This window comes from Aeromonas media (genome assembly GCF_020423125.1).
GTDB lineage: Bacteria > Pseudomonadota > Gammaproteobacteria > Enterobacterales > Aeromonadaceae > Aeromonas > Aeromonas media.
In genome coordinates, this window is record NZ_CP075564.1 from 350,907 (window position 1) to 377,004 (window position 26,098).

The window sequence follows — 26,098 nt, forward strand, 5'->3', positions numbered from 1 at the left end:
CCTTCAGTCACGGTGAAACAGAGGTTCCATCAGGCTTGGGTCGGGTTGACCCTGTTTGTCCAGCAGATCCCTTGCCAGCCAGCGTCGGGTGTCCAGCCCAGGGGCCTGATCCGGCGCCCACTCCCCCGCGAGGCGGGCGAGCTGACCGAGGCCGATACCGGACTCGAAACAGGAGGAGACGATCACCTTCAGCTTAAGCTCGCGGGCGCGGGCCACCAGGGCCTCGCTGTTGGCCAGGGAACCGAGCAGGGTCGGCTTGAGCACCAGGGCTTTCAGCTGGGGGATGGGTTCCCAGGACTTGCCCTGGGCCAGCAACTCGTCGAGGGCCACCGGCATGCCGGTACGACTGGCGACGAAGGCGATGTCCTCGAAGTCGGCGCACAGATCTTCCAGGTATTCGATCCGGTTCGGATCCAGGTGGCCGCAGAAGGCCCAGGCCTCCTCGCGGGTCCAGCCCTGGTTCGCATCCAGCACCAGCTTGAGATTGGGGCGCCTGTCGAGCAGCAGGCGGATCAGCGCCAGCTCGTCCCGCATGGGGTAGCGAGCCACCTTCAGCTTGGCCTTGAGGGGTGTCTCGTGCAGCCACTGCTTCCAGTTCTTGAGCAGTTCCTGAGGGGAGCCCTGAATGAGGGGATAGGGGTCGGGCAGTGCCGCCGTTTGTTCCGGCCAGACCCGCCGCGCACAGTCCAGACCAAATTGAACCGAGGGCAGCCGGGGGGTCATGGTCTGCCCCCGGGCCAGTTGCGCCAGGCAGGCGAGGCTCTCGGTTTGCGCCTCGGCCAGGCTCTCCCTGGAGAAGCCGGGCAGGGGGGCTATCTCCCCCCAGCCATCGCCAATGCGCACCAACAGGCCCTCTCGCGCCACCTCCACCTTGCCGTGAAAGGTCAGGGGCTGGGTAAAGGGCAGTTGGTAGCGATAGAGGGCGAGTGTCATCAGGGATTCCGCTTGTATTTGGAGAAGTCGGGACGGCGTTTCTCGTTGAACGCGTTACGCCCTTCCTGACCCTCTTCGGTCATGTAGAACAGCATGGTGGCATTGCCCGCCAGCTCCTGCAAGCCGGCCTGGCCGTCGCAGTCGGCGTTCAGTGCGGCTTTCAGACAACGCAGCGCCATGGGGCTGTTTTGCAGCATCTCGCGGCACCAGCGCACGGTTTCCCGCTCAAGCTCGGCCAGGGGGACGACGGTGTTGACCAGCCCCATGTCGAGCGCTTGTTGGGCATCGTACATGCGGCACAGGAACCAGATCTCGCGGGCCTTCTTTTGACCGACGATGCGGGCCATGTAGGAGGCGCCCCAACCGCCGTCGAAGGAGCCGACTTTTGGACCTGTCTGGCCGAACTGGGCGTTGTCGGCGGCGATGGTCAGATCGCACATCATGTGCAGCACGTGGCCGCCCCCGACTGCATACCCGGCTACCATGGCGACCACGGGTTTCGGGCAGGTGCGGATGTCGCGCTGGAAGTCGAGTACGTTGAGGTGGTGAGTGCCCTCGTCGTCACGGTATCCACCGTAGTCGCCGCGGATCTTCTGGTCGCCACCGGCGCAGAAGGCCTTCTCGCCAAAACCGGTGAGGATGATGGTACCGATATGATCGTCATAACGGGCATCGGCCAGGGCCTGCAGCATCTCTTTCACGGTGCGGGGGCGGAAGGCGTTGCGCACCTGGGGACGGTTGATGGTGATCTTGGCAATGCCATCCAGGGACTTGTGATAGAGGATGTCCTCGTAACCGGCGGAGCAATCCTGCCACTCAATGGGAGCGTACAGTTCCGCTTCCGTCATTGCCTCAATCATGGTGTTTTCCTTCTGGTGTGGTAGCAGTCAGCCGGGCAATCCTGTCAGGGGCGACGGTTGCATGGGGTTGCGCATCCGTCATTGCGTCAGTCATGACTCTTCTCTTCTGGTTGGTTGACCCACTCCCGCAGGAGCCGGGCAAAGGTGTCGGGCTGGCTGGCGTGCAGGTTGTGCCCGCCATCCAAAGCCAAGTGATTGATATTGCAGCCTTGCTTGACCAGCTGGCAAGCCAGGCGATGGAATTTGTGATCCCGGCTGCCGGAGATCCAGCGCACCGGCAATCGGGTATGGCTCAGCCAGGGGACGAGATCCGGCTGTTTGGCCAGCGACGTGGCGCGCAGCATGGTCGCGATGGCAGGGCCCTCGTTGCCCAGGCGGCGGGCTGCCTGGCGGGCACGGGCGGTCTCGTCGAGATCGGCGAACACCCCCTGCCGGTACCAGTCCGCCAGTACCAGGGGCAGGGGTTCCTGCTCGAAGCGCCGGGCCCAGCCCTCATCGTGGGCGAGTCGGGCGGCCCGCTCGGCCTCCGGCAGGCCCGGATGGCAGTTCTCCAGCAAGAGCGCCTGCAACCCGGCGGGGGACTGGCTGGCATGATAGAGGGCGAGCCGCCCCCCCAGGGAATAGCCTGCCAGCCGGTAGTGCTCGATATCCCGTGCGGCCAGCTCCTCACAGAGCCACTCATGGGCCTGCTCGAAGCCGGTCACCCGCCGCGCCTTGCTGCGGCCGTGGCCCGGCAGATCCAGCGCGTGGCATTCGATCTCCGGCAGGGCTGTGATCACCGGCCGCCAGTCGTCGGCATCGCCGAGCAGGCCGTGCAGCAGCACCAGCGTCGGCTGGTAGACACTAGCTGCCACGGATTACGCTTCCCAGTGCCTTGAGATCCTCGGCTACCTCGTTGCTCGGCACCTTGATTTCAATCAGGGTTGCCCCGGTTTTCAGCGCGGTGGCGTAGTCCCGTTCAAATTCGTCGAGGGTAGCCGGTGCCCGATAGTTCAGGCCGAACATGGCGGCGGCGTGCTCGAAGTGCAGGCCGTGGGGCAGGCAGTAGTAGGTCTCCAGCAGCGAGTCCCTGGTCGGTACCGGCAGCATGCGGAAGATGCTGCCGCCGTCGTTGTTGAGCAGGATCACCACCAACGGCCGGCTCCCCTTGCCAAGCAGGGCCAGGCTGTTGAGATCGTGCAGAGCGCTGAGATCGCCGAGCAGCAGGGTGGTCGGCTCATCCCTCGACAGGGAGAAGCCGAAGGCCGTGGCGATCAGGCCATCAATGCCGGAGGCGCCGCGGTTGGTCATCACCCTGCTGGGGCCCGTACCGGTTTCGCCAAGCATGTCCATCAGCCGGGCCGGCATGCTGTTGCCGACAAACAGCTGGCCCTGGATGAGCCGGTTCAACCGATGGCAGACCCCGAGTTCGGAGAAGCGATCGCAGGCGCTGCGCACCTGCTGGCTGATGCCCTGCTGGCGTTCCGCCAGCCGGTGCCAGGGCAGATGGCGATGGTGCACCGGATGAGCCGTGGCAAAGGTTCTGGGTGTACACACCAGCCGGCGACGCAGCCGGTAGTCCGGATCCAGCCTGGCCGGTTGTGGGTCTACCAGCCAGTAATCCTGCCAGGGGTGCTGCTTGATGAACTGCCCGAGCCGCTTTGAGATGAGGCGGGCACCGAACTGCAACAGCGCCTCGGCCCGGGCCAGCTCGGTCACGAAGCCGCTGTTTTGCAGGGCGAGATCCATGTGGATGAGATTGCGGCTGTCGAAGCGGATCTGGCTCTGCAAGTCCGCCAGCAACGGCCAGCCGAGGCGCTCGGCCAGCTGGATCACCCTATGCGCTTCGGCCGGATCCTGAATGCGGCCGGCGATGATGACGCCGCGTTTGCCCTGCAGCTCGTCCCAGTCGGGCTGGTGTGGGCAGTGTTGTTCGCCCTGTAGCCAGGGGCTCCAGGGCTCGCTTGAATGCAGCCAGTCACCGAGCGGCGCCAGGTAGTCGGAAAAGTCCAGGTACGCCTCGCCGGGATAGAGGGGCTCGGGATACATGCAGTTGAAGTGCACCGGCCCGGGGGTCAGTGCCTGCTTGGCCAGCGCCTGATCCACCGAGCTCAGCACGAAGGCGGCCGGAATACTGGGGGTGGGGCTCGGCAGATTCTGCTGATGGACGGGGTAGCGCCCGAAGATCCCCTGCTGATCGATGGCCTGGTTGGCGCCGTTGTCGATGAGTTCGGGGGGCCTGTCGGCGGAGAGGATGATGAGCGGCACACCGGTCAGCTGCGCCTCGGCCACGGCGGGCCAGAGGTTCGCCACCGCGGTGCCCGAGGTCATGATCACCGCCACCGGTCGACCGCTTCCCTTGGCCAGCCCCAGCGCCATGAACCCGAGGCCGCGCTCGTCGAAGTGGAGATGACGGCGAAAGCCGGGGTGGGCGGCAGCAGCCATGGTGAGCGGGGCCGAGCGGGAGCCGGAGGCCAGCGCTATGTCGCGCACGCCGAGGCGATGGAGCTCTTCCAGCAGGAGGGAAGACCAGACGTGATTGAAGGTGGCATGCTGGCTGGTAAACGCTCGGTGCTCAGGCAATTGGCTGGCGGGCATAAGGCTCTCGCGGTGAGGGGTCGATGAAAAACGCTATCCCAGCAGGGAGAGCACGTTGGCGATCTTGTTGTCGAGTTCGGCCCATTCGGCGGCGGGCTCCGAGCCTGCCACTATGCCGGCGCCGGCAAACAGGCTGATGCCCTGTGCCGTGATGCGGGCGCTGCGGATGGCGACCGAGAACTCCGAGGTCTCCCGGCTCAGCATGCCGCAGGCGCCAGCGTACCAGCCGCGATCATAGGGTTCGCTCTCGCGGATAAAGGCGAGCGCCGCCTCGCGGGGGGCACCGCCCACCGCCGGGGTCGGGTGCAGGGCGGCCAGCAGTTGCCAGTCGCACACGCCGGGTTTGAGCTCGGCCTCGATGTCGCACTTGAGGTGCTGCAGCAGCCGCAGTTTCAGGATGCGCGGCTCGGTCAGGGTGGCGTCCGTGGTGAGCGGCGCCAGTCGGCTGAGGATGTCGGCGTGTACCAGCCGGTTTTCCAGCCGGTTCTTGCTGTCTGCCAGCAGCTCGGCGGCCAGGGCCGCGTCGGTCGCCTCGTCCCCGGAACGGCGAATGGTGCCCGCCAGTGCTTCGGTGAAGAGGTGGCACTGCTCCCGGCGATAGAGGCGCTCGGGGGAGCAGGCGATGAAGCTCTGCTCGGGGGAGAACTGGAAGCCGAAGTGGAAGCACTCCTGGGCGTGACGGGCCCACTGGGTCAGCAGGGACCAGGGGCAGAGGGGGGGAATGCTCTCCTCGCTTTCGAGCAGGCTCTCCCGCGACAGCACCACCTTGGGGGTGTGGGCCTGAAAGGCGGGGTCCGTCACCCGCTCTACCAGGGTTTGCCACTGGGCCGGGCCCGGGACATCCCGGCGCTGCCACGACCGTTTTTGCAGTGAGGGCAGGGGCGCTTCCGGTTGCAGGGCGTCGAGGGCAGCCTCGGCCGCCTGCAGCTCGGCATCGAACTCGTGCACCTTATCCTGGGCGGGCAACCAGAGATTGAGGCAGAGACTGATGCACTCCCCACGGCGTACCAGCTCGATACGGGGCAGCACGAAGCGGCAGGGACCGAACCCCTGCCAACCGGGCTGTGCCGGATCGAACGCCAGGCCACCGTAGTAGCGGGGGCTGTCTTCACTGCTCGTATTGGCGAGATCGCAGACTCGCTGGATATCCTCTGGCCGGGTCAGCTCGTGGATGGCGCCGAGCGCCACATACTCCGGGCTCTTGGGGCCACGGGCCTGCCAATAGATGCGGGGGTAGAGGGTCTGCGCCGCCAGCCAGCCCGGGAAGAGGTCGACGTTGGCCGCCACGCGCAGCCGCACGAAACCGCTGACAGTGCTGTGACGCAGGGCGTCCAGTTGTTGCTTGAGATGGGTCTGAGCCAACATGGATGTCTTGTCTGAGCCGGATAGTCGCAATCGCTCCGGGGGAGGATGGCGCAGGTTGATGCCAAAGGGCGATGATTTCCTATATATTATCTGCCCATTCTTCCATGTAAATCGCCCGGGGAGCTACCTCCCTAGGGGCCAAGTATACCGAAATCCGGTTCGATAACCCTTAACACGATCAATATCTGATTGTTTGGCCATCACAATATGACAAATACCTTCTCTGTTTGGTTGCTGGCGGCGCGTTTGCGAACACTGCCTCTGGCGTGCTCCTCCATTTTGCTGGGCTCGGGGCTCGCAGCCAGCCGGGGGGCCTTCGACGGCGCCATCATGGGTCTCTCCCTGTTGACCGCCATCCTGCTGCAGATCCTCTCCAACCTGGCCAATGACTATGGTGATGCGGTCTCCGGTGCCGACAACGGGGAGCGGATCGGGCCCCAGCGCGCCGTGGTCTCCGGCCTCATCACCAGGCACCAGATGTGCGTGGCCATGGGATTGACCGCGCTGGCGGCCGTGGTGAGCGGGCTCTCCCTGCTGGTCTGCGCCTTCGGGGAGGCCTGGCAGCAGATCCTGACGTTCATCCTGCTGGGGGGCGCGGCCATCGTCGCGGCCATCACCTACACGGTGGGCAAGACTCCTTATGGTTATCGGGGGTTCGGGGACATCTCGGTATTCCTGTTCTTCGGCCTGCTGGGGGTGCTCGGCTCCTACTACCTGTTCACCCATAGCCTGGAGTGGGACCTGTTGCTGCCTGCCACCGCCTGTGGCCTGCTGGCGACCGCTGTGCTCAACATCAACAACGTGCGGGACATCGAGACGGACGCCGCCAGCGGCAAGATCACTCTGGCGGTGCGGCTTGGCCGCCACCGCGCCATCGCCTACCACTGGGTGCTGCTGGGGGCGGCGCTGCTGGCCACCATCGCCTTCCTGCTGACTCAGCCCGCGAGCGTCTGGCCCTGGATCTTCCTGCCCGCCATGAAGCCGCTCACCGATGCCGCCCGTACCCTGCGGGAGAGCCTCGATGGCGAGGTGTTGACCGGCGCCCTCAAGAAGACCGCCATCAGCGCCTTCCTGTTCAGCCTGCTGCTCTCAGCGGGGCTGGCCCTCTCCTGACCCAGTGGCATGCTATCGGTCATGCAAAGGGCTCCCGAATGGGAGCCCTTTTTGCAGGCTGAGGTATGCTGTCCGCCATTTCACTCATCAGGCAGGAACGTCACCATGCGCGACTCGCTCAAGCAGAAAATCATCCAGGTCTGCCACCAGAAAATTGCCCGGAAGGGGGAGGGGGTGGGAGTCTCCTTCTATGCCTTTTTCGCCAACAGGAACGACGACCCCGAGCTGCTGATGGAGGCGGCGACCTGGTGGATCCAGACCCATAGACTCGACCACTTCGAGAAGGCACGGAAGATCATCGCACTGGTCGAGGCGATGAGATAGGGCGGGGAAGAGACCAGAAGGGCTCCTGATGAGGAGCCCTTCTGGTTGTTTGCCGCCCGCAGGGGAGTGATCTCAGTTGGCGGGTGCCACGGCCGTGCGGCGAGCGAAGAAGAGGCAGTCCAGCAACCAGATGACCAGCATGGAGGCGCCCACCAGCGGGAAGCAGATCCCGAGCAGCACCAGCACGGCGATGGCACCGCGCATGGGAGGCAGCTTGGCAGGCAGCGGCGGGGCGGCGAGCCTGCCCCGGGGACGGCGGCTCCACCAGATCCAGAGCCCGCTCACCGAGCTGGCCAGCACCATCAGGCAGATGAGCAGCATGACGAGCTGGTGGGGCCAGCCGTAGAGCTTGCCGGTGTGCAGCATGACGCCGGTTTCCACCGTCTTGGCGACCGCGCCATAATCCTGCCAGCGAACGTCGGCCAGCACCTTGCCGCTGTACTGATCTATGTGCAGGGTGGCGTCGTTGCGCGGATCGTCGGCGAACAGGGCTATGGTGTAGACGCCGGTGTCACCGGCCGGCGGCGTGATGCTGTAACCCGGATGAACCCGACGTTCGGTGGCGATCTCCACCACCCGTTGCAGGGGGATGCGGTGGCTGGCCATGACCATGCCGTCGTGCTCTCCGCCATGGTTCATGGCGCTGTGATCATGATTTTCCGGAACCGGCTGCGAGCTCGGCATGGGAGTGCTCTCGACGGCCCAGGGCACCGTCTGTTCATGGGCATGGTTGAGGGTGCGGGCGAGAGGAGCGGATTTCGGTACCTCGTTCCACATGGCGGCCGGGAAGCGGTTCCAGACGGCGGCAAACTGATCGCCCCAGAAACCGGTCCAGGTCATGCCGCTCAGCAGCAGCAACAGCAGGAAACCCGCGCCCCAGAAGCCGACCACGGCGTGCAGATCCCGCCACCAGAGGCGGCCGCGCTGGTGCATTCTGGGCCAGAGGATGCCACCCACACCGGGCCCCCTGCGGGGCCACCACAGGTAGAGTCCGCTGACGAGCAGCACGATTCCCCAACCGGCGGCCAGCTCGATCAGGCGATCCCCCGTGGTGCCGAGCAGCAGTTCCGCATGCAGGGCGCGGGCCACCGCCTGCAGGTTCCACTTGTTATCTATGGTGCCTAGCAGGGCGCCGCTGGCGGGATCCATGAACAGGGTCAGCTCGCGATCCCCCTGGTTGACGACGAGCTGGGCGCTCGCGTCAGTGGCCGCCGGGGGCAGGTATTTGCGCAGGCTGGCATCGGGCATGGCGATCGTCGCCTTGGCCAGCAGTTGATCGGCGCTCAGGGTCTGGGTGGCGGGGGTTACCTTCATCAGCTCAGGGTACAGCAGGTTGTCGAGCTGGGGTTTGTACAGATACAGGATGCCGGTGAGAGAGAGCAGGATCAGAAAGGGGGCGACGAAGAGACCGGCATAGAAATGCCAGCGCCAGATCCGCTGGTAGTGACTCGAGTCCCGGTTTTTCATCTCTGATCCTTGTGTCAATGACCAACGTTTCAGTTGGTGGAATGTTGGTGGCGGCGCGGATGATAGCAGCAACGTTTTATTAACTGCAACAGAACATGGCGAGAGGGGAGACCAATCCATACTGGCGGGGTCGCCAGGCCAGTCATGGGCGATCTGGTGGTGGAGCAAGGGCTTGGCCATGCGGGGTGGCATGGACTTTCTGTAGATAAATCCTTACCTTGTTGCAACATCAGGCGGCGCCGGCGCGGCGAAAAACGCATGGGAGGAGGGGGCGTGCACTTGCAACCACACGGTCATTTCGAGATGCAGCGACAGGGGCAGGTGCTGATTTGCCGCCCGAGCGGCCCTTTCAATCTGGCGGGCGCCATGGCCTATGAGGCGGCGTTCAGCCAGCAGATCGCAGGATTGCGCGATGCGCCCTGGGGTATTGTCGAGGTGGCGACCGAGTTCGAAGCCGCCGGTCCCGAGGTGCTGGCGCGGTTTCGTCGTCAGTTTGGCTGGTGTACCGCCAATGGCTGCGCCTTTCTGGCGGTGGTGGCGGTGGGTGGGTTCAAACGCTATCTGGCGGATCAGGTCTTCAGCGATCTGCCGTTCAGGGCGGTGCGTTACTTTGAGCAGGAGGCTGCGGCCATCCACTGGTTGGGGGAGCGGCTCGGCGGCGACGTCACACCGGTGAGCTGACCCGACAGCCCGAGGCTGTTCTGTCTGCCAGTCTCATTCCAGCTTGATAAACCACTTGTCCCGTTCGTCGACGCAGTCGGGCTCGCCCATCTCGAATTCACGGCAGATCAGCGGTCGTACCTCATAGATGCGGCACATCATGGTGTTGCGGTCGAGCGCCGCACACCAGCCATCTTCCAGCCGGCGCATCACGGGGATCTCCCCTTCCCGATCGAGTACATAGCGATCCGGCACGCCGGTGTCGGTAAAGAGCATCACTTCGAGACGGCAGCAGCAGGCTTCACAGTTCTGGCAGCTCACATCGGTTTGGATTGCTTGGGTCATGGTGCCTGTCTTGCCGCATGGCGGCATCCAAGTATATGAAACAGGCGCCTGTCAGGCGCCTGTGGTCTGGCCAATGGCTTGTAAAGAACCTTAGCCCAGTTTGCGGGCACGGTAGCTGCGCCCCTTGATCTTGCCTTCCTGCAGTCGCTTGAGGGCGGCGCTCGCCACCTGACGCTTGACCGCCACGTAGGAGTACTGCTCGGAGATCTGGATCTTGCCCACGTCGGCACCGGCAATGCCGCCTTCGCCGGTCAGCGCACCCAGGATATCACCGGCCCGCACCTTGGTCTTGCGGCCCGCATCGATGGAGAGAGTCACCATCTGCGGTGCAATCGGCTTGATCTCGCGACCTATGCTGTCGAGATTACCCAGCGGCATCGGGGCCTGCTGGTACTCCTCGATCAGGTTGACGCGTTGCGCTTCGCTGGGCTGATACAGGCTCAGGGCCAGGCCCTGCTGGCCGGCACGACCGGTACGGCCGATGCGGTGCACATGCACCTCGGGGTCATAGGTCAGCTCGTAGTTGATGACGGCGCCCAGCTCCTTGATGTCGAGGCCACGGGCCGCCACGTCGGTCGCGACCAGGATGGTGGCGCTGCCGTTGGCGAAGCGTACCAGCACCTGATCCCGTTCCCGTTGTTCCAGATCGCCGTTCAGCGCCAGGGCCGAGAAGCCCTTGGCGGCCAGGTGATCGGCCACGTCGTTGCAGGCGCGCTTGGTGTTGCAGAACACCACGCAGGAGCCCGGCTGATAGTGGCTCAGCAGCCAGGTGAGGGCGTCGAGGCGCTGACCGGCCGGCACTTCATACAGCTTCTGTTCGATGGCACTGCCCTCGTGCAGGGACTCCACGCTCACCTCGACCGGGTTGCGCTGCACGCCGCGGCTCATCTGGGCGATCCCCTCCGGATAGGTGGCGGAGAACAGCAGGGTCTGACGGCGCTCGGGCGCATAGCTGATGACCCTGTTGATGTCTTCGCCAAAGCCCATGTCCAGCATGCGATCCGCTTCGTCCAGCACCAGGGTCTCCAGGCTGGAGAGTTCCAGGGTGCCCTGCTCCAGGTGCTTGAGAATGCGGCCCGGAGTGCCGACGGCGATGTGGGCACCGAAGCCCAGGGTGGCAGATTGCGGTGCGGTCGGGGTGCCGCCACACAGGGTCACCAGCTTGACGTTCGGCAGGGCGCGGGCCAGACGACGGATCTCCTGGGCCACCTGATCCGCCAGCTCGCGGGTCGGACAGAGCACCAGGGCCTGTACGTCGACACGGTTGATGTTGAGGCGGGAGAGCAGGCCGAGGGCGAAGGCGGCGGTCTTGCCGCTGCCGGTTTTTGCCTTGGCAATCAGGTCTTTGCCTTCGAGTACCAGAGGCAGGCTCTGAGCCTGGATCGGGGTCATCTGCAGATAGCCCAGGCTGGTGAGGTTCTCTTGCAGGGCGGGGGAGAGATTGAGGCTGCTAAATTCGCTGTTGTTCACAAAAGGACTCTATTTCGGAGAAAACGGGGATGCGCGAACGCTAAGGCCGCGCATCATACCAGAATGTGACACCGGATGTGGCGGATTTTTGAACGGTTGACCCAGCGCAACCTCAACGTGGGCTCATCCGTCGCCATGGCGACAGAGAGGTGCCACGGGGATGGCTCGAGGTGAATGTTTACGGTATCCAGGTAATTATTTATCAAGGGTAAACGTTTTCTGTTCTGGTTGATTAAATATCATGGCTGAAACATGAGTAATATTTTAATACGAATGTTGCGGGAGTGATAATGAAATATTGATCGGCACTGCTGCCGCAACCGGAATAAATATAAATTAATGTTTTTTAAGATTATTTTGATTTTTCGTTGCGCGATTAATATCCCGTTTCCGCTTAATTAATTTAAAAACGTTTGTATTATCTCGCATACATATTATTGAGTCGGATTGTGATGGCTATCTGATTTTTAAATATACGATTCTTTATGATGGCGCCGGTCAAAAATAACAATTCACTGGGTGCTACTGGTATGGAATACGTTCACTTTGTGCTTGGACTCGTGATGGTCCTCGCGCTGGCGTTGCTGGCAAACCGCCACAACTGGAAACAGATTAAACTGCGCTACATCGGCCAACTGCTGGTGGTCGAACTGGCGTTGGCCTGGTTCATGCTGAACTCCGAAGTGGGTCTGGCTGTGGTGGGTGGCTTCGCCGCCGGCTTCACCAAGTTGATGGAGTTTGCCAAACAGGGTACCGACTTCGTGTTCGGTGGCCTGGTCAACGAAGGGGCCTTCTCCTTCTTCCTGATGGTGCTGATGCCCATCGTCTTCATCTCGGTGCTGATCGGCATCCTGCAGTACATTCGTCTGCTGCCCATCGTCATTCGTGGCATCGGTACCGTGCTGGCGAAGATCAACGGCATGGGCAAGCTGGAGTCCTTCAACGCCATCAGTTCGATGATCGTCGGCCAGTCCGAGAACTTCATCGCGCTCAAGAACACACTGCCGCACCTGAACGAGAAGCAGATGTACACCCTGGCGGCGACGGCCATGTCCACCGTCTCCATGTCCATCGTCGGTGCCTACATGCAGCTGATCGAGCCCCGTTACGTGGTGGCCGCCCTGGTGCTCAACATGTTCAGCACCTTTATCGTGCTGTCCCTGATCAACCCGTACGAGCCGGACAATACAGTGACCGACGCCAAGGCGCTGGCCGAGGGTGACGAGCACCACACTCCGAAGAAGGAGAACTTCTTCGAGATGCTGGGGGAGTACATCATGGCCGGTTTCTCCGTGGCCGTTATCGTGGCTGCCATGCTGGTCGGGTTCATCGCCCTGATCGCCCTGGTCAACTACCTGTTCGAGCTGGCGTTTGGCGTCAACTTCCAGTACGTCATGGGTTACCTCTTCTATCCGATCGCCTGGATCCTGGGTATTCCGAGCGGTGAAGCGCTGCAAGCCGGCTCCATCATGGCGACCAAGTTGGTGACCAACGAGTTCGTGGCCATGATGGATCTGGGCAAGATTGCTGCCGGGCTCTCCCCGCGCACCGTCGGCATCCTCTCCATCTTCATGGTGTCGTTCGCCAACTTCAGCTCCATCGGCATCATCGCCGGTGCGGTGAAGGCACTGAATGAAGAGAAGGGCAACATGGTCTCCCGCTTCGGTCTGAAGCTGGTGTACGGCTCCACCTTGGTGAGTCTGCTCTCCGCCGTGATCGCCGGTGTGATGATCTGAGCGCGCCTCGCCATCACCACGACAAACCCCTGCCTCGGCAGGGGTTTGTTTTTGGCTATGTCCCAATTACGTGTTGCATGGGGCGCCCTAGCGCCTCATGCAAGCAACACCTGACGTCTATCCCTCGTTGATAACGCTCCAGCATCCGCCGCCAACCCAGATAATGCTTCAAGTAAGACGTCGCGACACCGTGAAATCGCTCCATCCATTCCTTTAGCCTGCGGTGATACCCGTTCACATGCTGGATATGGTAAGCACCGCTTATCACTCGCTGTCCCGCCCGGTTATGCAGCACCTGATGGCTCAATCCCTGGCTACGGGCAAAGCTCGCATACACGCCTGCCCCATCACTGCACAGCACCGCATCCTTGTCGACTAGCGGCGCCAGGACCGCCTTCACATGCCTGGCATCCAGTTGCTCCAGTTGGAAATCGGCCAGATGGCCTTCCCTGTCTTGCACCACGACCACCGGGATGTAATCCGGTCCCGTTCCTCGGGTTCGCCCTTTGCCACCTCGCTGTCGGGCTGGTCGTGACCAGACATGCTGGCCTTTGAAGGACTCAAGAAAGAAGGTCTCATCCACTTCCACAATCCCGCCTTCATGGTCGGCCCGATGCTCCGCCATGGCACGCAAAAAGCGATGGCGCCACAGGAAGGCGGTGTTCTTGCTGACCCCACAGCGCCGAGCCGCTGCTCTGACGGTTAGACCGTCGATGAGCGCCTGGGCATAGGCTTGCCAGCATTGGGATTTTCTCAGGCGTGCCAATGGCGTCTTGGTCAAGGTAGAGCAGGTCCGCAAGCATTGTTTACAACGGTAACGCCGTAACCCCCGAGTCCAGCCCCAGGGAGCAAGCTGGTCTGGCTGTGCATGACAATGGGGACAAGCAGGGCAATCCGGTAGCAAGGCGTTAATGCGAGAAGGCAAGCTGGGTTGCTGCAACTCACGTTGAGCGATATGTCGTTGTCGGACAGAGAGTTGCGGGAACAGGGTAAGGAGATGTTGGAAGGCTTGGGTATCCATGATGGAGGCCCTCAAGGTGATGACCTACTCCAAGGTTAGTCTTCCAACACGTAATTGGGACAGCGCCTTGTTTTTGGGACGACCCGGCCGCCGGTCGCGGTGCTTGAGGGGCCAGAACAACCGTAGGCTGGCGAAAGTGGGCTTGTCTCCCGACCGGTGGCTGAGGTGGCCAATAATGAGTGCATCCTTGCCCCCGGTTTGCAGCGGGGCGCGGGGCGGCGTTGTGGGTATGGGTTGTCACGGGCTGGCGTCGGCCAGGGCCGGCGTCAGCAGGAATATGTGGGGGATCAGGGGCTGGTGACGGGCAACAGCAGGTACCTTGGGGCTGTCGTGATGGTCAGCACGGGGGCATGGCGGCGCATCTTTCCTGTGTCGCGGGCCATTGCAGCAAAAAACCGGGGCCGGGGGCGGCCCGGTCATTCGCTGCGCGGATCTTCCACCTTGGCATCGGCGGGTACCCGTTTTTTGCCCAGTACCATGGCGCGCACCAGGTCGCTGCGGGTGAGACGATCGGTCAGGATCACCACAGCCGCATGGACGCCGACGGCGGCCATCAGGGTGTTGGCAATGGTCCCGTGCAATTCCTCCAGCCAATCCTCACCCCAGAAGGCATCCCAGGTGGTGAGCCAGCCTGTGACGACGGTACCGACCAGCGACAGCAGCAGCAGCCAGATCATCAGAGCCCCGACCGGGTTGTGGCCCAGGTAATAGGGGTGGCGACCTTGTGCCAGCTGGCGCAGGTAATAACGAATGCGGGCTGGCGTCGGCCACCACTGGCCGAAGCGGGCGTAATGGGGGCCGACTATGCCCCACAACAGGCGGATGATGAGCAGGATGCCCACCACGTAGCCGGCATATTTGTGGGGCTTGCTGCCCTCTTCCAGGATGAAGAAGTTGAGCAGGCAGAGGGTGACGGTGGCCCAGTGAAACACCCGGATAAGGGGATCCCAGACTCTCACTTCAGACGGGGTTGTCATGGCAAGGTTCCATCAAAGGGGTCGGAGACAGACGAGCCCATGGCAGGGTTATTCGTCAATCTCTTCTTTCACTTTCTTCAGATCGGTCGGGTCGAAGTAGATCTCGACCTTGCGTTTGTCCTTGTCCCAGCCGTAGATCTCGTAGCAACTGGTCTTGGTCACCTTGAACTTCTTGATGTCGTAGCCCATCGCCTTGATCTGCTGTTGGGCATCTGCTTCGCTCAGCCACTTGCTCTTGTCGGTCTGGGTACACTGGGGGTCGGCCAGAGCGGCGCCGCTCAGCAGGGGGATCAGTAACAACAGAGGGGTCAGTTTCATGTGTGCTCCTTGGGGTGGTTGGGTCAACAGCCACAAGGTTAGTCCACAAGCCTTAAGAAAAAATTAAGCGAAAAGGGAAATGAATGAGCCTCCCCTGCGGCAAGCCGGGGAGAGGCATCAGCTGAGCTTGCCCTTGAGCAGCCATTTGTCGAGGGCATTGGCGAAGCGCTGTTTGTCGGCGGCGTTGAAGGGGGCCGGGCCGCCGGTCTGCACCCCGGCCGAGCGCAGCTCTTCCATGAAGTTGCGCATGCCGAGCCGGGCCTGAATGGTCTCGCGGGTGTAGATCTCGCCACGGGGATTGAGCGCCTCGCCGCCGGCATCGATGACCCAGGAGGCAAGCGGAATGTCGCCAGTGATCACCAGATCGCCGGGCTGCACCTGCTGGGCAATGACATGATCCGCCACATCGAATCCCTTCTCCACCTGCTGGGTCTTGATGAAGGGAGAGGGGGGAACCCGCAGCCCCTGATTGGCCACCAGGGTGGTGACAACCTGGGCGCGGTGGGCGGCGCGGTAGAGGATCTCCTTGACCGGAATGGGGCAGGCATCGGCATCGACCCAGATGGGCATGGCATGGTTTCCTGTAGTTGAAACGGGCATAACACGAGAGCGGCCATGGTAGCACAGACGTACCCTTCCCGGTGCGAAGCTGAGTCGGCCCCCGCTTTCGTGTAAGCTGGGGCCTGAGCATGAAACGAGAAGGAAACGAGATGGATCGGGTGCCCAGTGACGTAATTTATGGCCTGACCCTGGATGGCAAGGGGGGGATGACTCCGCTGGCCACAGGCAGCGAGATCCCGGCGGCGCAGCCCAGCTGGGTGCATCTGGATTACGGCAATCCAGAGTCGGCGCGCTGGCTGTTGCAGACGCCCTTGCTCAATGACGCCGCGCGCGAATCCCTGCTCGGCCAGAGCAACAGACCCAAGCTGGTGCGGATGGGGGAGACTGTGCTGCTGATCCTGCGTGGCATCAATCACAACAAGGATCACAGGCCAGAAGAGATGGTGGCGCTGCGCATCTACATCACCCCGGATTTCATTCTCAGCAGTCGCCGTCGCTCCCTGTTGTCGGAAAAAGATGTCTTCCAGCAGTTGGTGCTGGGGGGCGGCGCCATCTCGAGCGCCGACTGGCTGGTGGAGATCTGTGATGCCCTGACCGACAGGGCGGGGGAGTTTGTCGAGGAGCTGCACGATCAGATCCTGGAACTGGAAGAGATTGTGCTGATGCGTGAACTGCCCGCCAACGGCCGGCTGGCACGGATCCGCAAGCAACTCATCATGATCCGTCGTTACCTCTCTCCCCAGCGGGATCTGGTGGCGCGCCTCGCCAACGAGAAGCTCAGCTGGCTGGATGAGGATGACCGCCGTCGTCTGCTCGACATCGCCGACCGGTTGCGTCGCTGGCTGGACGATCTGGATGCCGGGGTGGCCCGCTCCGCCGTGCTGGCGGACGAGATCAACAACCTGACGGCAGAGGCCACCAACCGCCGTGCCTACCAGATGTCGGTGATGGCGCTGATGTTCCTGCCGGCCAGCTTCCTGACCGGCCTGTTTGGCATCAACCTGGGTGGCATTCCCGGTGCCGAGAGCCCGACTGCCTTCTGGGTCTTCTGCGGCTCCCTGCTGGCGCTGGCGACCGGGCTGGCGGTCTGGCTCAAATATCGACGCTGGTGGTAAGGAACGCACATGACGACATGGGAATCCTTTGGCGTGACCCTGCTGCTGTTGCTGGGACACACCCTGATCCGCGGCCTCATTCACAAGAGCCTGATGGCGCTCGGCCAGAGCCGGCAGGTGAGCGAAAACCGGGTGCTCTACGTGGAGCATGTGTTCCACTTCCTGCTCGGCTGCGCCACCCTGCTGATCCTGGCGGGGGTGTGGGGGCTCGACTTCTCCCGGCTGGTGGTGCTCGCGTCTTCCTTCTTCGCCGTGCTCGGTGTTGCCATGGTGGCCCAGTGGTCGATCCTCTCCAACATCACCGCCAGCATCACCATCTTCTTCGCCTTCCCCTACAAGATAGGTGACCGGATCCGCATCCTCGACAAGGACGATTCGGTGACCGGCGTCATCACCGAGATAGGCCTGTTCTACCTGAGGGTGCGGGATGACAACGGTGATCTGGTGACCTACCCGGCCAACCTGATCCTGCAAAAGCCGGTCAGGCGGCTGGAGAGCAAGGACGCCGAGCCACTGCAGCCGGAATGAGAAAAGGCTCCCTCGGGAGCCTTTTTGCTGGCATCTGTCTCAACGCTCGAAGAAGCGATAGAGGTGCTCTACCTGGATGGGGCAATCGGCCACGAGGTGGATATGGTCGCGGGCCTCCTCGGTTGAGGAGAAACTCATCGGGCAACCCAGGGTGTCCGTCATCATGTAGAGATGGCCGTCCTGACCCCGAAACTCCACTACCCAGCCGGGAGAGATGATGTCATGCATGATCTCCGCCTCCCTGAACCTGTGCTGCTGATGAAACGCACGCAATTCGCTGACTGTCATGACACCCTCCTGTGACTCATGGCGCCACCCTCAAGTCTAGTCGCCCGCAGTGATTGCAGGTGCCGAGAGCCGGCTCGCCGGATGGCGCATCAAGCCGCCTGGGGCTCCCGTGGTGGCTGCAGGGCGATCAGCAGTTCCCCTGCCAGGGGGACAACGGGACCGGTGACGACCCTGGGCTTGCCCCTGGCATCGACGATGAACAGGGGAATGGCGCCGGGATTGGCGTCCTGATACTGGCTCCAGTCAAAGGCGTCGCTCAGCCGGGTCGCCCTGATCTGGCCGCCCCGGCTCAGCAGGCCGCTCAGGCGGGCGAAATTTATCTCTGGCCCGAACAGATCCTGGCGTGCGCGGAAGGTGGCGCTCTCCCGGTTCGCCTTGCCGTGCTGCTCGCTGGAGCGCAGGGAGTGGACCTTATCCTCCCCGTACAGGTGGGCAAAGTGCAGCACCCCGAGGGCGTTGTTGTGACGGTTGGGTGAAAGCGCCAGCACCGTATGAATGCTGGTGAGAGGCAGGTGCAGCTCGGCGTGTTCCGATTGCGGATTGCCAAAGTAGCAGGGCAGGCCGCTCATGCGGGCCAGCTTGCAATGTTCCCAGGCCGGATCGGAGAGATGGACCGGGATGCCCTGATCCGCCAGTGCCCGGCCTATGGCGCGGGCCACCGAATTGGCACCGATCAGCAGCCAGGTGTCGGGAGCGCTCTGGCGCATGCCGAGCAGTCTGGCCAGCGGGGTCGCCGTCAGGCTCTGCAACACCACGGTGAAGATGATGACGGCAAACACCAGGGGCACCAGCTTGTCGGCATCTTCAATGCCTGCCTCGTGCATGCTGATGGCGAAGGAGGCGCTGACCGCCGCCGCCACTATGCCCCGGGGGGCTATCCAGCCGAGCAGGGCCCGGGCGCGCCAGGGGAGATCCGATCCCAGGGTCGAGACCAGGATGCAGAGCGGGCGGGCCACGAACTGCACCACGCAGAGCAGCGCCAGCACCATGGGGCCGAGTTGCCAGAGCTGCGCCAGATCGAGGCGGGCCGCCAGCAGGATGAACAGGGAAGAGATGAGGATGACAGCGAGATCCTCCTTGAAGGCCAGCACCTCCTCCAGATCCAGTCCCTCCTGGTTGGCGAGCCAGATGCCGAACACGGTGACCGCCAGCAGCCCGGATTCGTGACTGAGCCAGTCCGACAGGGTGAAGGTGACCAGCACCAGCGCCAGCACCCCGAACTTGTGCAGGCTGACCGGCAGCCAGTCCTTGCGCATGATCAGGGTGGTGATCCAGCCGGCTGCCACCCCGATGAGGGAGCCGACCCCCACCGTCTTGGCCAGGGCCAGCAGGGTGTGATCGATGAGATCCCCCTGGCTGCCGATGCGAACCGCCTCGAACACCAATACCGCAAACAGGGCACCGATGGGATCGATGACGATCCCCTCCCAGCGCAGGATCTTGTCCACCTCCCGCACCGGCCTGATCACGTTGAGCATGGGGGCGACTACGGTCGGGCCGGTCACCACCAGCACGGCGCCGAGCACCATGGCGACCCGCCAGTCCAGGCCCAGCAGCCAGTAACTGGCGGCGCCGATGACGGCGAAGCTGACCAGCATGCCGGTGGAGCAAAGGTTGCGCACCACCTTGCCTATCCCCTTGAGTTCGGTCAGGTGCAGGGTCAGCGCCCCTTCGAACAAGATGATGGCGACCGAGAGCGACACCAGCGGAAACAGCAGCTCTCCGAGCAGGGCGTCGGGGTCTAGCATGCCCGTCATCGGGCCGAGCAAGAGGCCGCTCAGCAGCAGGAACAGGATGGCGGGGACGCGCAGTGACCAGGCGAGCCACTGTGCCAGCAGCGAGATCAGGGCGATCCCGGCCAGGGAGAGTGCAATCATGCCAACCTCGAGTGGGTGATGGGGTTGGACCTAGTGTAGCGGGGAAGGAGAGCAAATTGACACCCGGTAGAGGTGGCCTCGGGGAGGCCGGGATCTCGGATGCCTGGTCAGATCCTTAGCGGACTGGCCTGATCAGATGGGGCTCTCTTTGTGGAGTTCGGTGACGCAGTCGGTCACCGCCAGCACCAGTGCGGAGCGCACCATCTGATCGAGCCGGTTGAGCTGCATTTGATAGAGGGGCCAGTCCTCCTCATTGGCTGGGGGATCCTGCGGCATCATGCTGGTCTGATGGATGGCATGCAGGCGGCCTAGCAGGTCGCGGATCGGCTTGTCGCTGAAACGGTAATCCTTGGGGTCGCGTACCAGAAAATCGCGGATCTTCAGGTAGGCTTCGAGATCCTGATAGCGCTCGAGGGAAATGAGGCCGAGGGCGAAGATGAGCTTGAGGCGCACCTCCAGCTGGCCGAGGGGGCCGCTCTGGTTGAGCAGGGGCTCGATGGCGTATTTGACGGCATACTCCTCCTGGCGGAACGCGCGCCGCATCAGGGAGTCGACCGCCTCTTCCAGGATGGTCACGACCTCGAGAAAGAAGCCACGGGGGCCATCCTGCTCGTTCAGTCGCTCCAGTACATCATCTTCCTGGTGTGTGGTCATAGGTGTTCAGGGTCCGGCTGACTGGGAGAGAGCCAGGCTCTCTCCCGGTTTTTATCATATGGGGCATAGTGACCATTTCGCCGTGTGATGGCGGTTGGCCCTTAGGCCCCATGGGGTCACTTCAAATTGTCATAACGGGCGACGATGGCGCGCACGATCTCGCTCTCTTCCTCCAGCCCGGTCACCCGGGCCAGGGTCCTGGCAGGGCCCAGCTCTGCCAGCAGGGCCTGCAATTCCACCGCCTGGGGATCATCATCGTTGCGATAGAGCAGCGCCGCGGCTATGCCCTCCTGCAAGTGATCGCTGGGCAGGCCGTACTCCAGGGTGCCGAGCAGCGGCTTCACCAGCCTGTCCCCCGCCGCCAGCTTGCGCAGTGGCTGACGGCCGACCCGGTCGATTTCATCCACCAGATAGGGGTTGGCGAAGCGGGACAGAATCTTCTCGATGTAGGCGGCGTGCAGGCGCGGATCGAAGCCGTAGCGTTTCACCAGCACAGCTCCGCTCTCCTCCATGGCGCGGCGCACCTTGCTGCGGATCACCGGATCCTCGATCGCCTCGCGCACGGTGCGGTAGCCTCTCAGCTTGCCGAGGTAGGCGGTGACGATGTGCCCGGTGTTGAGGGTGAACAGCTTGCGCTCGACGAAGGCCATCAGGTTGTCGGTGGGCTCCATGCCCGCCACCTGGGGCAGCTCGCCCTTGAACTGGGTCTGGTCGACGATCCATTCGCTGAAGCTCTCCACCGTCACCTCCAGCGGATCATCGTTGGCCGCGGCAGGGGGCACGATGCGATCCACCGCCGAGTCGACGAAGCCGACGCAGTTGTCGAGGGTGGCATGATACGCGACCGGCAGGTACTTGAGTACCTCCTGCTTGAGGTGGCTGGTGCCGCGTACCATGTTCTCGCAGGCGATGACGTTGAGGGGGGTCAGGTTGCCGGCATCGAAACGAGCCTGCAGCCCCTTGGCCAGGGTGCTGGCAATCTTGTCCAGGATGTTGGGCCCGACCGCAGTGGTGACCAGATCGGCGGTGATGATGCGGGCGATCACCTCGTGTCCGGCGGAGCTGACCGCCGCCACGTTGCGTACCACATCCAACTTCTGGTCCGTGCCCACCACGTGCACCTTGTACTCCTGACGGTGGTTGAGCTGATCGATCAGGGTTTCGTTGACGTCGGCGAAGGTGACCTGATGGCTGGCGTCCGCCAGCAGTTTTCCGATGAAGCCACGACCGATATTGCCGGCACCAAAATGCAATGTTTTCATGATATTAACCTCTACAACCAAAGACGATGAAGGATGACTACGCGGCCTGTTCGGCGCCCAGCAGATCCAGGAACTCCTGGGGATCCTGGGTACTGGCCAGCCGGTCGATGAGACCGGGTTCATCCAGTGCATTGGTCAGACGGGTTATGACCTGCATGTGTTCGTCATTGCGGGCGGCGATGCCGATCACCAGGCGTGCCACTTCATCGGCGTCCTCGCCAAAGGCGACCCCGGCCGGGTACTGGCAGATGACGATGCCGGTACGCTTCACGTGTTCCTTGGCGGCTATGGTGCCGTGGGGAACGGCGATGGACTCGCCGAGGTAGGTGGAGACCAGTTGCTCGCGCTCCAGCATGGCGTTGACGTAATCCGGCGCCACGTAGCCCCGCTCCGCCAGCAGCTTGCCGGCAGCCCGGATGGCGGCCTCCTTGTTGTCGGCCTTGAGGCCCAGGTGCACGTCCTGCAGGCTCAGGGTGAAGACCTCGGCTGCCTGCGGCTCGTAGCTGTCGTCGTTGGCCGCCACCAGCAGTTGCGGGTTGGCCACGTCGTCGTTGGCCGCGTTGGCCAGGCTGAGGTTTTGCACCAGCTCCTGATAGAGGGCGTTGTCGAGGAAGTTGGAGAGGGAGATGTGCTGCGCATGCGGTGCATGGCGACGGGCACGGTCGGTGAGATCCTTGTGGGTGATGACCAGATCCACCTGATCGTCCAGGTTGTTGATGGCACGGTTGGTGACGCTGATGTCGAGACCGGCAGCCTGCACCCGCTTGCGCAGCATGCCGGCGCCCATGGCGCTGGAACCCATGCCCGCATCACAGGCGACCACGATGTTGCGCACTGCGGTCAGCTCGGCACCCGGCTTCTTGGCCGCTGTGGTCTCGGGCTTGGCACCCTTCATGGCCTTCATCTTGCGAGTGGCTTCACCCAGGGCGTCGGCCTCGTCGGCTTCCGGCTGCTGGGCGCGAACGAACACGGCGGCGACCAGGAAGGAGACGGTGGCCGAGGCGATGATGGAGAGCAGCACCCCGATCAGAGAGGCTTTCGGTGTCATCAGCAGCACGGCGAAGATGGAGCCCGGGGAGGCGGGGGAGACCAGACCTGCGTTGAACAGGGTCAGGGTGAAGACCCCGGTCATGCCACCGGCAATCACCGCCAGGATGAGGCGCGGGTTCATCAGCACATAGGGGAAGTAGATCTCGTGGATGCCACCGAAGAAGTGAATGATGGAGGCACCGGCGGCGGACTGCTTGGCGGCGCCACGACCGAACACCATGTAGGCCAGCAGCACGCCCAGACCCGGACCCGGGTTCGCTTCGATCAGGAAGAAGATAGAACGACCCTGTTCGGTGGCTTGCTGGATCCCCAGCGGCGAGAAGATGCCGTGGTTGATGGCGTTGTTGAGGAAGAGGATCTTGGCCGGTTCGACGAAGATGGAGGTCAGCGGCAGCAGGCTGTGGGCGACCAGGAAGTCGACACCGCCGGCCAGGGCGCCGGAGAGCACCTTGACGAAGGGACCGATGACGAAGAAGGCGAGGATGGCGCACAACATGCCGATGATACCGGCGGAGAAGTTGTTGACCAGCATCTCGAAGCCGCTCTTGACCCGGCCCTCCATCGCCTTGTCGAAGCGCTTGATGGCCCAGCCACCGAGCGGGCCGACCATCATGGCGCCCATGAACATGGGGATGTCGGTCCCCACTATGACGCCCATGGTGGTGATGGCACCGACCACGGCACCCCGCTCACCCCCGATCAGCTTGCCGCCGGTGTAGCCAATCAGCAGCGGCAGCAGGTAGGTGATCATGGGGCCGACCAGCTTGGCCAAGGTTTCGTTTGGCAGCCAGCCGGTGGGGATGAAGAGGGCGGTAATGAAGCCCCAGGCGATGAAGGCGCCTATGTTGGGCATGACCATATTGGACAGGAAGCGTCCAAAATTCTGTATCTTGACTTTGGTATCCGGTGATAACATGTCGGGACCCCGTTTTAAGCCTGTGTGATTAAAAGTGGTAGTCGGGATGACGGGTTTTGCCGAACCCCCATCCCTGTCGTCTAAGCAACTTCAATCTACCAGCTTGTGATCAAATTAGGCTGAAAACGGGGCATCTTGTGATGCACCTCTCGTTTACCCCCATTCCCCCCCTTCAACAACAGAGATCTCGATCACATTCGAACGCTGTGCTTCGGCTACATTTCGATCTTTCTGGTCAAAACATCGTTATTTTTGTGATGAATATCACTCTTTGTTGTTTGCGCAAATGTCGTGTCAATGTGATGTTAATCACAAATATTAATTTTGCATTCAAATGAGTCATGTGGTGATGAGGGGAATCCCGGGGTCCTGACGATGGATCTTGCCCATATTGATGGTCATGAGCGATGAATGATCTATTTTGTAACCCACTTTCAGGCTTCCGCCACATGAGGTGGTGCATCAGCCTCTCATGCGGGCGTGGAGCGCCATCGAGCTGGAATGGCAAGCCGACGACGGTCGTAACCAGCAGCGTGTCAGGGTGCCCTGCCAGGGGAAGCTAACTACAAGGCGCAGGCGTGTGAAAAAAAGCCCGCAAGATGCGGGCTTTTTGGTGGTCAGCGGCTGGTGGGCAGGCTTATTCGCTCTTGGGGTCAGCCTCGGTCGACGCCTCTTCTACGGCCGGGGCGACCGGTGCAGGGCCAGGTACCAGAGCCACCGCCGGTTTGGCGATGAGGGAGCGGGTCTCTTCCACCGCCTCGCTCAGCTTCACCTCGATGATCTGACCAAGCTCATAGACCACCTCGGTCTTGTCCAGGTAGACGCGACCGTTGTCCCAGTTGCACTCCAGCCTGTCCTTGTTGTCCAGGATATGGCGAGCGGGCATGAAGACCACGGCGCCGTTCTCCTGAAGGCGCAGCTTGAGGCCGGCCCGCATCACGTCGATGATCTCGGCGTTGAACACCTGATCGGTGCCAGCGGCGGCCTGGAGGTAACGGACATAGAGCCAGTCGCCGATGTCGCGCTCCACCCTGCGGTGCAGGCGGCGACACTCAGTCAGGTGCTCGGTCAGCTCCTGGCTTGGGCGCATCCCCGGGGTCTTGCCGGCGATGACGGCCTTGAGCAGACGATGGTTGACCATGTCGCCGTATTTGCGGATAGGCGAGGTCCAGGTAGCGTAGGCATCCAGCCCCAGGCCGTAGTGGGCACCCGGCTCGGCGGACATCAGGGCATAGCTCTGGAAGCGGCGGATCTTGCCGTCCAGCCAGCGGGTGTCCAGGCTGTCGATCCAGCGGCGCAGGGCACAGAAGCCGGACAGGCTGGCGATATCTTCCTTCTCGAACGGTGCCTCGGCGCTCTTGAGCAGATCGATGGCGCCGTCGAGCGACTCCTCGTCAAAACCGGTGTGGACGTTGAAGATGCCGTAACCGACGCTCTTGCCCAATACACGACCGGCGCAGATGTTGGCGGCGATCATCGACTCTTCGATCATCCGGTTGGCGATGCGACGGGGCTCCACGTGGATGGCCAGCACGGCGCCGTTCTCACCCAGCTCGAAGTCGTAGTCGGGGCGGTCCGGGAACACCAGGGCGTGCTCGGTACGCCACTTGATACGCGCTTCTGTCATGGCCTTCATCAGGGGCAGCTGGGCCATGACGCCTGCGTCTATGTCCAGCGCCTTGCCGTGCTCTGCCCAGTCGGAGACCTCGTCATAGTTCAGACGAGCGTGGGAGACGATGCGGGCGGCGAAGAATTCGGTCTCTTCCAGCAGCAGGCCGTCCTCGGCGATCAGCAGGCGGGCGCACAGGGTGTTGCGCTCCTCCCCCTCTTTCAGGGAGCAGAGCTCGTCGGAGAGGGTGCGGGGGATCATGGGCACGTTGCGGCCCGGCATGTAGACGGTGAAGGCGCGCTTGGCGGCTTCCTGGTCCAGTTCGCTGCCTTCGGCCACATAGGCGGTCGGGTCGGCGATGGCGACCAGCAGCTCCCAGCCGTTGTCCAGCTTGGTGATGGCCAGGGCATCATCCATGTCCTTGGTCTTGGCGCCGTCAACGGTGAAGAAGGGCACCTGGGTCAGATCGCGACGGGGCAGCTCTTCCTCTTCGATCACCTTCCACTCCGGCAGATCAGCGGGCTCTATCTGAGCCAAGCTGTGGCGTGCCAGCACCACCCACCAGGGCACATTGTGATCATCCTTGTCGGCGATGAGCTGGGTGATCTCGGCGGAGAAGTTGCCATCTACAAGGGCGTGGCGCTTGAGGGTCGCCACCACCCAGTCCCCTTCCTTGAAGGACTTTTCGTCCAGACCCTTCTTGGCGCGGGCCTTGATGGCGTCTTTGATGAGGGGGTGATCAGGCACCACGTTGAGGCGGTCGCGGAACATCTTGACGCGGCCGACGAAGCGGACCACGGCCTGCTCCAGCAGGGCATCCGGCTCGGCCACTTCCTTCTCTTTCTCGGTACGGATCAGGGCGCTCACCCGGTCACCGTGCATCACCTTCTTCATGTAGGGAGGCGGCACGAAATAGCTGGTCTTCTCATCGACCTCCAGGAAGCCGAAGCCCCGATCGGAGGCGCGAATCACACCCTCTTTCTTGGGGATGTTTTCGCGGATTTGTTGCTTGAGCTGGGCCAGCAGCGGATTGTCTTGGAACATAAGTGAGGAACCTGAGTGGAGACCTGAT

At 62.6% G+C, this 26,098-nt stretch carries 24 protein-coding genes; 6 read left to right on the plus strand and 18 right to left on the minus strand.

Annotated elements, in window-relative coordinates; genetic code table 11:
• Nucleotides 1–3: 3 nt before the first annotated feature.
• The 5 genes from menC to KI797_RS01680 form a co-directional block, all read right to left on the minus strand.
• Nucleotides 4–933, minus strand: coding sequence for an o-succinylbenzoate synthase (gene menC, locus KI797_RS01660; RefSeq protein ID WP_226171168.1), 930 nt, complete (start codon nucleotides 931–933; stop codon nucleotides 4–6).
• On the minus strand, nucleotides 933–1,793 hold the full coding sequence (gene menB, locus KI797_RS01665; RefSeq protein ID WP_005329409.1) for a 1,4-dihydroxy-2-naphthoyl-CoA synthase: 861 nt from the start codon (nucleotides 1,791–1,793) through the stop codon (nucleotides 933–935). Before menB ends, menC begins: the two co-directional genes overlap by 1 nt.
• A gap of 86 nt (nucleotides 1,794–1,879) precedes the next feature.
• The gene (gene menH / locus KI797_RS01670; protein ID WP_226171170.1) at nucleotides 1,880–2,647 is read right to left on the minus strand and encodes a 2-succinyl-6-hydroxy-2,4-cyclohexadiene-1-carboxylate synthase; all 768 of its coding nucleotides are present in this window, start codon (nucleotides 2,645–2,647) and stop codon (nucleotides 1,880–1,882) included.
• On the minus strand, nucleotides 2,637–4,370 hold the full coding sequence (gene menD / locus KI797_RS01675; RefSeq protein ID WP_226171172.1) for a 2-succinyl-5-enolpyruvyl-6-hydroxy-3-cyclohexene-1-carboxylic-acid synthase: 1,734 nt from the start codon (nucleotides 4,368–4,370) through the stop codon (nucleotides 2,637–2,639). Before menD ends, menH begins: the two co-directional genes overlap by 11 nt.
• A 33-nt stretch (nucleotides 4,371–4,403) precedes the next feature.
• Nucleotides 4,404–5,735, minus strand: coding sequence for an isochorismate synthase (locus KI797_RS01680; RefSeq protein ID WP_226171174.1), 1,332 nt, complete (start codon nucleotides 5,733–5,735; stop codon nucleotides 4,404–4,406).
• Nucleotides 5,736–5,942: 207 nt separating this feature from the next.
• Between KI797_RS01680 and KI797_RS01685 the strand changes: the two genes are divergently transcribed.
• Together KI797_RS01685 and KI797_RS01690 are read left to right on the plus strand one after the other, a co-directional pair.
• Entirely contained in the window at nucleotides 5,943–6,848 is a 906-nt protein-coding gene (locus KI797_RS01685; RefSeq protein WP_043132588.1) for a 1,4-dihydroxy-2-naphthoate polyprenyltransferase, read from the plus strand.
• A 105-nt stretch (nucleotides 6,849–6,953) separates the two neighbouring features.
• A complete protein-coding gene (locus KI797_RS01690; RefSeq protein WP_005327038.1) occupies nucleotides 6,954–7,172 on the plus strand; it encodes a DUF6500 family protein in 219 nt (72 codons plus the stop codon).
• A 72-nt stretch (nucleotides 7,173–7,244) separates the two neighbouring features.
• Here the strand turns inward: KI797_RS01690 and KI797_RS01695 are convergent, their stop codons facing one another.
• Nucleotides 7,245–8,639 carry a PepSY-associated TM helix domain-containing protein gene (locus tag KI797_RS01695; RefSeq protein WP_226171177.1) on the minus strand — a complete coding sequence of 465 codons (1,395 nt, stop codon included), beginning with the start codon at nucleotides 8,637–8,639 and terminating at the stop codon, nucleotides 7,245–7,247.
• Between the two features lie 273 nt (nucleotides 8,640–8,912).
• On the opposite strand from KI797_RS01695, the gene KI797_RS01700 reads away from it, so the two are divergent.
• A complete protein-coding gene (locus KI797_RS01700; protein WP_042649394.1) occupies nucleotides 8,913–9,320 on the plus strand; it encodes a hypothetical protein in 408 nt (135 codons plus the stop codon).
• A 33-nt stretch (nucleotides 9,321–9,353) separates the two neighbouring features.
• On the opposite strand, the gene KI797_RS01705 is transcribed toward KI797_RS01700, so the two are convergent.
• A complete protein-coding gene (locus KI797_RS01705) occupies nucleotides 9,354–9,644 on the minus strand; it encodes a YkgJ family cysteine cluster protein (protein ID WP_041206500.1) in 291 nt (96 codons plus the stop codon).
• Between the two features lie 90 nt (nucleotides 9,645–9,734).
• Complete coding sequence (dbpA, locus tag KI797_RS01710) at nucleotides 9,735–11,114, minus strand: ATP-dependent RNA helicase DbpA (protein WP_161506850.1); 1,380 nt, start codon at nucleotides 11,112–11,114, stop codon at nucleotides 9,735–9,737.
• Nucleotides 11,115–11,644: 530 nt separating this feature from the next.
• Between dbpA and KI797_RS01715 the strand changes: the two genes are divergently transcribed.
• Complete coding sequence (locus KI797_RS01715; RefSeq protein ID WP_043132584.1) at nucleotides 11,645–12,850, plus strand: NupC/NupG family nucleoside CNT transporter; 1,206 nt, start codon at nucleotides 11,645–11,647, stop codon at nucleotides 12,848–12,850.
• A 55-nt stretch (nucleotides 12,851–12,905) separates the two neighbouring features.
• On the opposite strand, the gene KI797_RS01720 is transcribed toward KI797_RS01715, so the two are convergent.
• The 4 genes from KI797_RS01720 to KI797_RS01735 all read right to left on the minus strand — a co-directional run bounded on the left by KI797_RS01720 (nucleotide 12,906) and on the right by KI797_RS01735 (nucleotide 15,736).
• Nucleotides 12,906–13,871 carry an IS1595 family transposase gene (locus KI797_RS01720; RefSeq protein ID WP_226170148.1) on the minus strand — a complete coding sequence of 322 codons (966 nt, stop codon included), beginning with the start codon at nucleotides 13,869–13,871 and terminating at the stop codon, nucleotides 12,906–12,908.
• A 416-nt stretch (nucleotides 13,872–14,287) separates the two neighbouring features.
• A complete protein-coding gene (locus tag KI797_RS01725) occupies nucleotides 14,288–14,848 on the minus strand; it encodes a cytochrome b/b6 domain-containing protein (protein WP_226171180.1) in 561 nt (186 codons plus the stop codon).
• 48 nt (nucleotides 14,849–14,896) lie between these two features.
• Nucleotides 14,897–15,166 (minus strand): PepSY domain-containing protein, encoded by a 270-nt coding sequence (locus KI797_RS01730; RefSeq protein ID WP_005332935.1) that lies wholly within the window; start codon nucleotides 15,164–15,166, stop codon nucleotides 14,897–14,899.
• 117 nt (nucleotides 15,167–15,283) lie between these two features.
• Nucleotides 15,284–15,736 carry a YaiI/YqxD family protein gene (locus tag KI797_RS01735; RefSeq protein ID WP_005332933.1) on the minus strand — a complete coding sequence of 151 codons (453 nt, stop codon included), beginning with the start codon at nucleotides 15,734–15,736 and terminating at the stop codon, nucleotides 15,284–15,286.
• A gap of 140 nt (nucleotides 15,737–15,876) precedes the next feature.
• Here KI797_RS01735 and zntB point away from each other — a divergent pair, with 140 nt between their 5' ends.
• Both zntB and KI797_RS01745 read left to right on the plus strand, forming a co-directional pair.
• Complete coding sequence (gene zntB / locus KI797_RS01740) at nucleotides 15,877–16,842, plus strand: zinc transporter ZntB (protein ID WP_043132582.1); 966 nt, start codon at nucleotides 15,877–15,879, stop codon at nucleotides 16,840–16,842.
• A gap of 9 nt (nucleotides 16,843–16,851) precedes the next feature.
• Nucleotides 16,852–17,370, plus strand: a complete 519-nt coding sequence (locus tag KI797_RS01745; protein WP_043132579.1) for a mechanosensitive ion channel domain-containing protein — start codon at nucleotides 16,852–16,854, stop codon at nucleotides 17,368–17,370.
• Between the two features lie 39 nt (nucleotides 17,371–17,409).
• Here the strand turns inward: KI797_RS01745 and KI797_RS01750 are convergent, their stop codons facing one another.
• The 6 genes from KI797_RS01750 to KI797_RS01775 form a co-directional block, all read right to left on the minus strand.
• Complete coding sequence (locus KI797_RS01750; RefSeq protein WP_042649398.1) at nucleotides 17,410–17,658, minus strand: hypothetical protein; 249 nt, start codon at nucleotides 17,656–17,658, stop codon at nucleotides 17,410–17,412.
• Nucleotides 17,659–17,747: 89 nt separating this feature from the next.
• Entirely contained in the window at nucleotides 17,748–19,535 is a 1,788-nt protein-coding gene (locus tag KI797_RS01755) for a cation:proton antiporter (protein ID WP_226171183.1), read from the minus strand.
• 132 nt (nucleotides 19,536–19,667) lie between these two features.
• Nucleotides 19,668–20,189 carry an MltR family transcriptional regulator gene (locus KI797_RS01760; protein WP_005332927.1) on the minus strand — a complete coding sequence of 174 codons (522 nt, stop codon included), beginning with the start codon at nucleotides 20,187–20,189 and terminating at the stop codon, nucleotides 19,668–19,670.
• A 116-nt stretch (nucleotides 20,190–20,305) separates the two neighbouring features.
• Nucleotides 20,306–21,451, minus strand: a complete 1,146-nt coding sequence (locus KI797_RS01765; protein ID WP_042649400.1) for a mannitol-1-phosphate 5-dehydrogenase — start codon at nucleotides 21,449–21,451, stop codon at nucleotides 20,306–20,308.
• A 37-nt stretch (nucleotides 21,452–21,488) separates the two neighbouring features.
• Nucleotides 21,489–23,417 (minus strand): PTS mannitol transporter subunit IICBA, encoded by a 1,929-nt coding sequence (locus tag KI797_RS01770; RefSeq protein WP_041206491.1) that lies wholly within the window; start codon nucleotides 23,415–23,417, stop codon nucleotides 21,489–21,491.
• Between the two features lie 637 nt (nucleotides 23,418–24,054).
• Nucleotides 24,055–26,070: an exoribonuclease II gene (locus tag KI797_RS01775; RefSeq protein ID WP_226171185.1), complete on the minus strand. Its 2,016-nt coding sequence runs from the start codon at nucleotides 26,068–26,070 to the stop codon at nucleotides 24,055–24,057.
• Nucleotides 26,071–26,098: the final 28 nt, after the last annotated feature.

Excerpts from the sequence above, each read along its gene's own strand:
- KI797_RS01725 (WP_226171180.1), bottom strand. The coding sequence starts at position 14,848 with ATGACAACCCCGTCTGAAGTGAGAGTCTGGGATCCCCTTATCCGGGTG.
- KI797_RS01760 (WP_005332927.1), bottom strand. The coding sequence starts at position 20,189 with ATGACCACACACCAGGAAGATGATGTACTGGAGCGACTGAACGAGCAG.
- KI797_RS01695 (WP_226171177.1), bottom strand. The coding sequence starts at position 8,639 with ATGAAAAACCGGGACTCGAGTCACTACCAGCGGATCTGGCGCTGGCAT.
- zntB (WP_043132582.1), top strand. The coding sequence starts at position 15,877 with ATGGATCGGGTGCCCAGTGACGTAATTTATGGCCTGACCCTGGATGGC.
- menD (WP_226171172.1), bottom strand. The coding sequence starts at position 4,370 with ATGCCCGCCAGCCAATTGCCTGAGCACCGAGCGTTTACCAGCCAGCAT.
- KI797_RS01685 (WP_043132588.1), top strand. The coding sequence starts at position 5,943 with ATGACAAATACCTTCTCTGTTTGGTTGCTGGCGGCGCGTTTGCGAACA.
- KI797_RS01705 (WP_041206500.1), bottom strand. The coding sequence starts at position 9,644 with ATGACCCAAGCAATCCAAACCGATGTGAGCTGCCAGAACTGTGAAGCC.
- KI797_RS01735 (WP_005332933.1), bottom strand. The coding sequence starts at position 15,736 with ATGCCCATCTGGGTCGATGCCGATGCCTGCCCCATTCCGGTCAAGGAG.
- KI797_RS01730 (WP_005332935.1), bottom strand. The coding sequence starts at position 15,166 with ATGAAACTGACCCCTCTGTTGTTACTGATCCCCCTGCTGAGCGGCGCC.
- KI797_RS01770 (WP_041206491.1), bottom strand. The coding sequence starts at position 23,417 with ATGTTATCACCGGATACCAAAGTCAAGATACAGAATTTTGGACGCTTC.
- KI797_RS01680 (WP_226171174.1), bottom strand. The coding sequence starts at position 5,735 with ATGTTGGCTCAGACCCATCTCAAGCAACAACTGGACGCCCTGCGTCAC.
- KI797_RS01720 (WP_226170148.1), bottom strand. The coding sequence starts at position 13,871 with ATGGATACCCAAGCCTTCCAACATCTCCTTACCCTGTTCCCGCAACTC.
- KI797_RS01750 (WP_042649398.1), bottom strand. The coding sequence starts at position 17,658 with ATGACAGTCAGCGAATTGCGTGCGTTTCATCAGCAGCACAGGTTCAGG.
- KI797_RS01690 (WP_005327038.1), top strand. The coding sequence starts at position 6,954 with ATGCGCGACTCGCTCAAGCAGAAAATCATCCAGGTCTGCCACCAGAAA.
- KI797_RS01755 (WP_226171183.1), bottom strand. The coding sequence starts at position 19,535 with ATGATTGCACTCTCCCTGGCCGGGATCGCCCTGATCTCGCTGCTGGCA.
- menB (WP_005329409.1), bottom strand. The coding sequence starts at position 1,793 with ATGATTGAGGCAATGACGGAAGCGGAACTGTACGCTCCCATTGAGTGG.
- KI797_RS01765 (WP_042649400.1), bottom strand. The coding sequence starts at position 21,451 with ATGAAAACATTGCATTTTGGTGCCGGCAATATCGGTCGTGGCTTCATC.
- KI797_RS01775 (WP_226171185.1), bottom strand. The coding sequence starts at position 26,070 with ATGTTCCAAGACAATCCGCTGCTGGCCCAGCTCAAGCAACAAATCCGC.
- menC (WP_226171168.1), bottom strand. The coding sequence starts at position 933 with ATGACACTCGCCCTCTATCGCTACCAACTGCCCTTTACCCAGCCCCTG.
- KI797_RS01745 (WP_043132579.1), top strand. The coding sequence starts at position 16,852 with ATGACGACATGGGAATCCTTTGGCGTGACCCTGCTGCTGTTGCTGGGA.
- KI797_RS01715 (WP_043132584.1), top strand. The coding sequence starts at position 11,645 with ATGGAATACGTTCACTTTGTGCTTGGACTCGTGATGGTCCTCGCGCTG.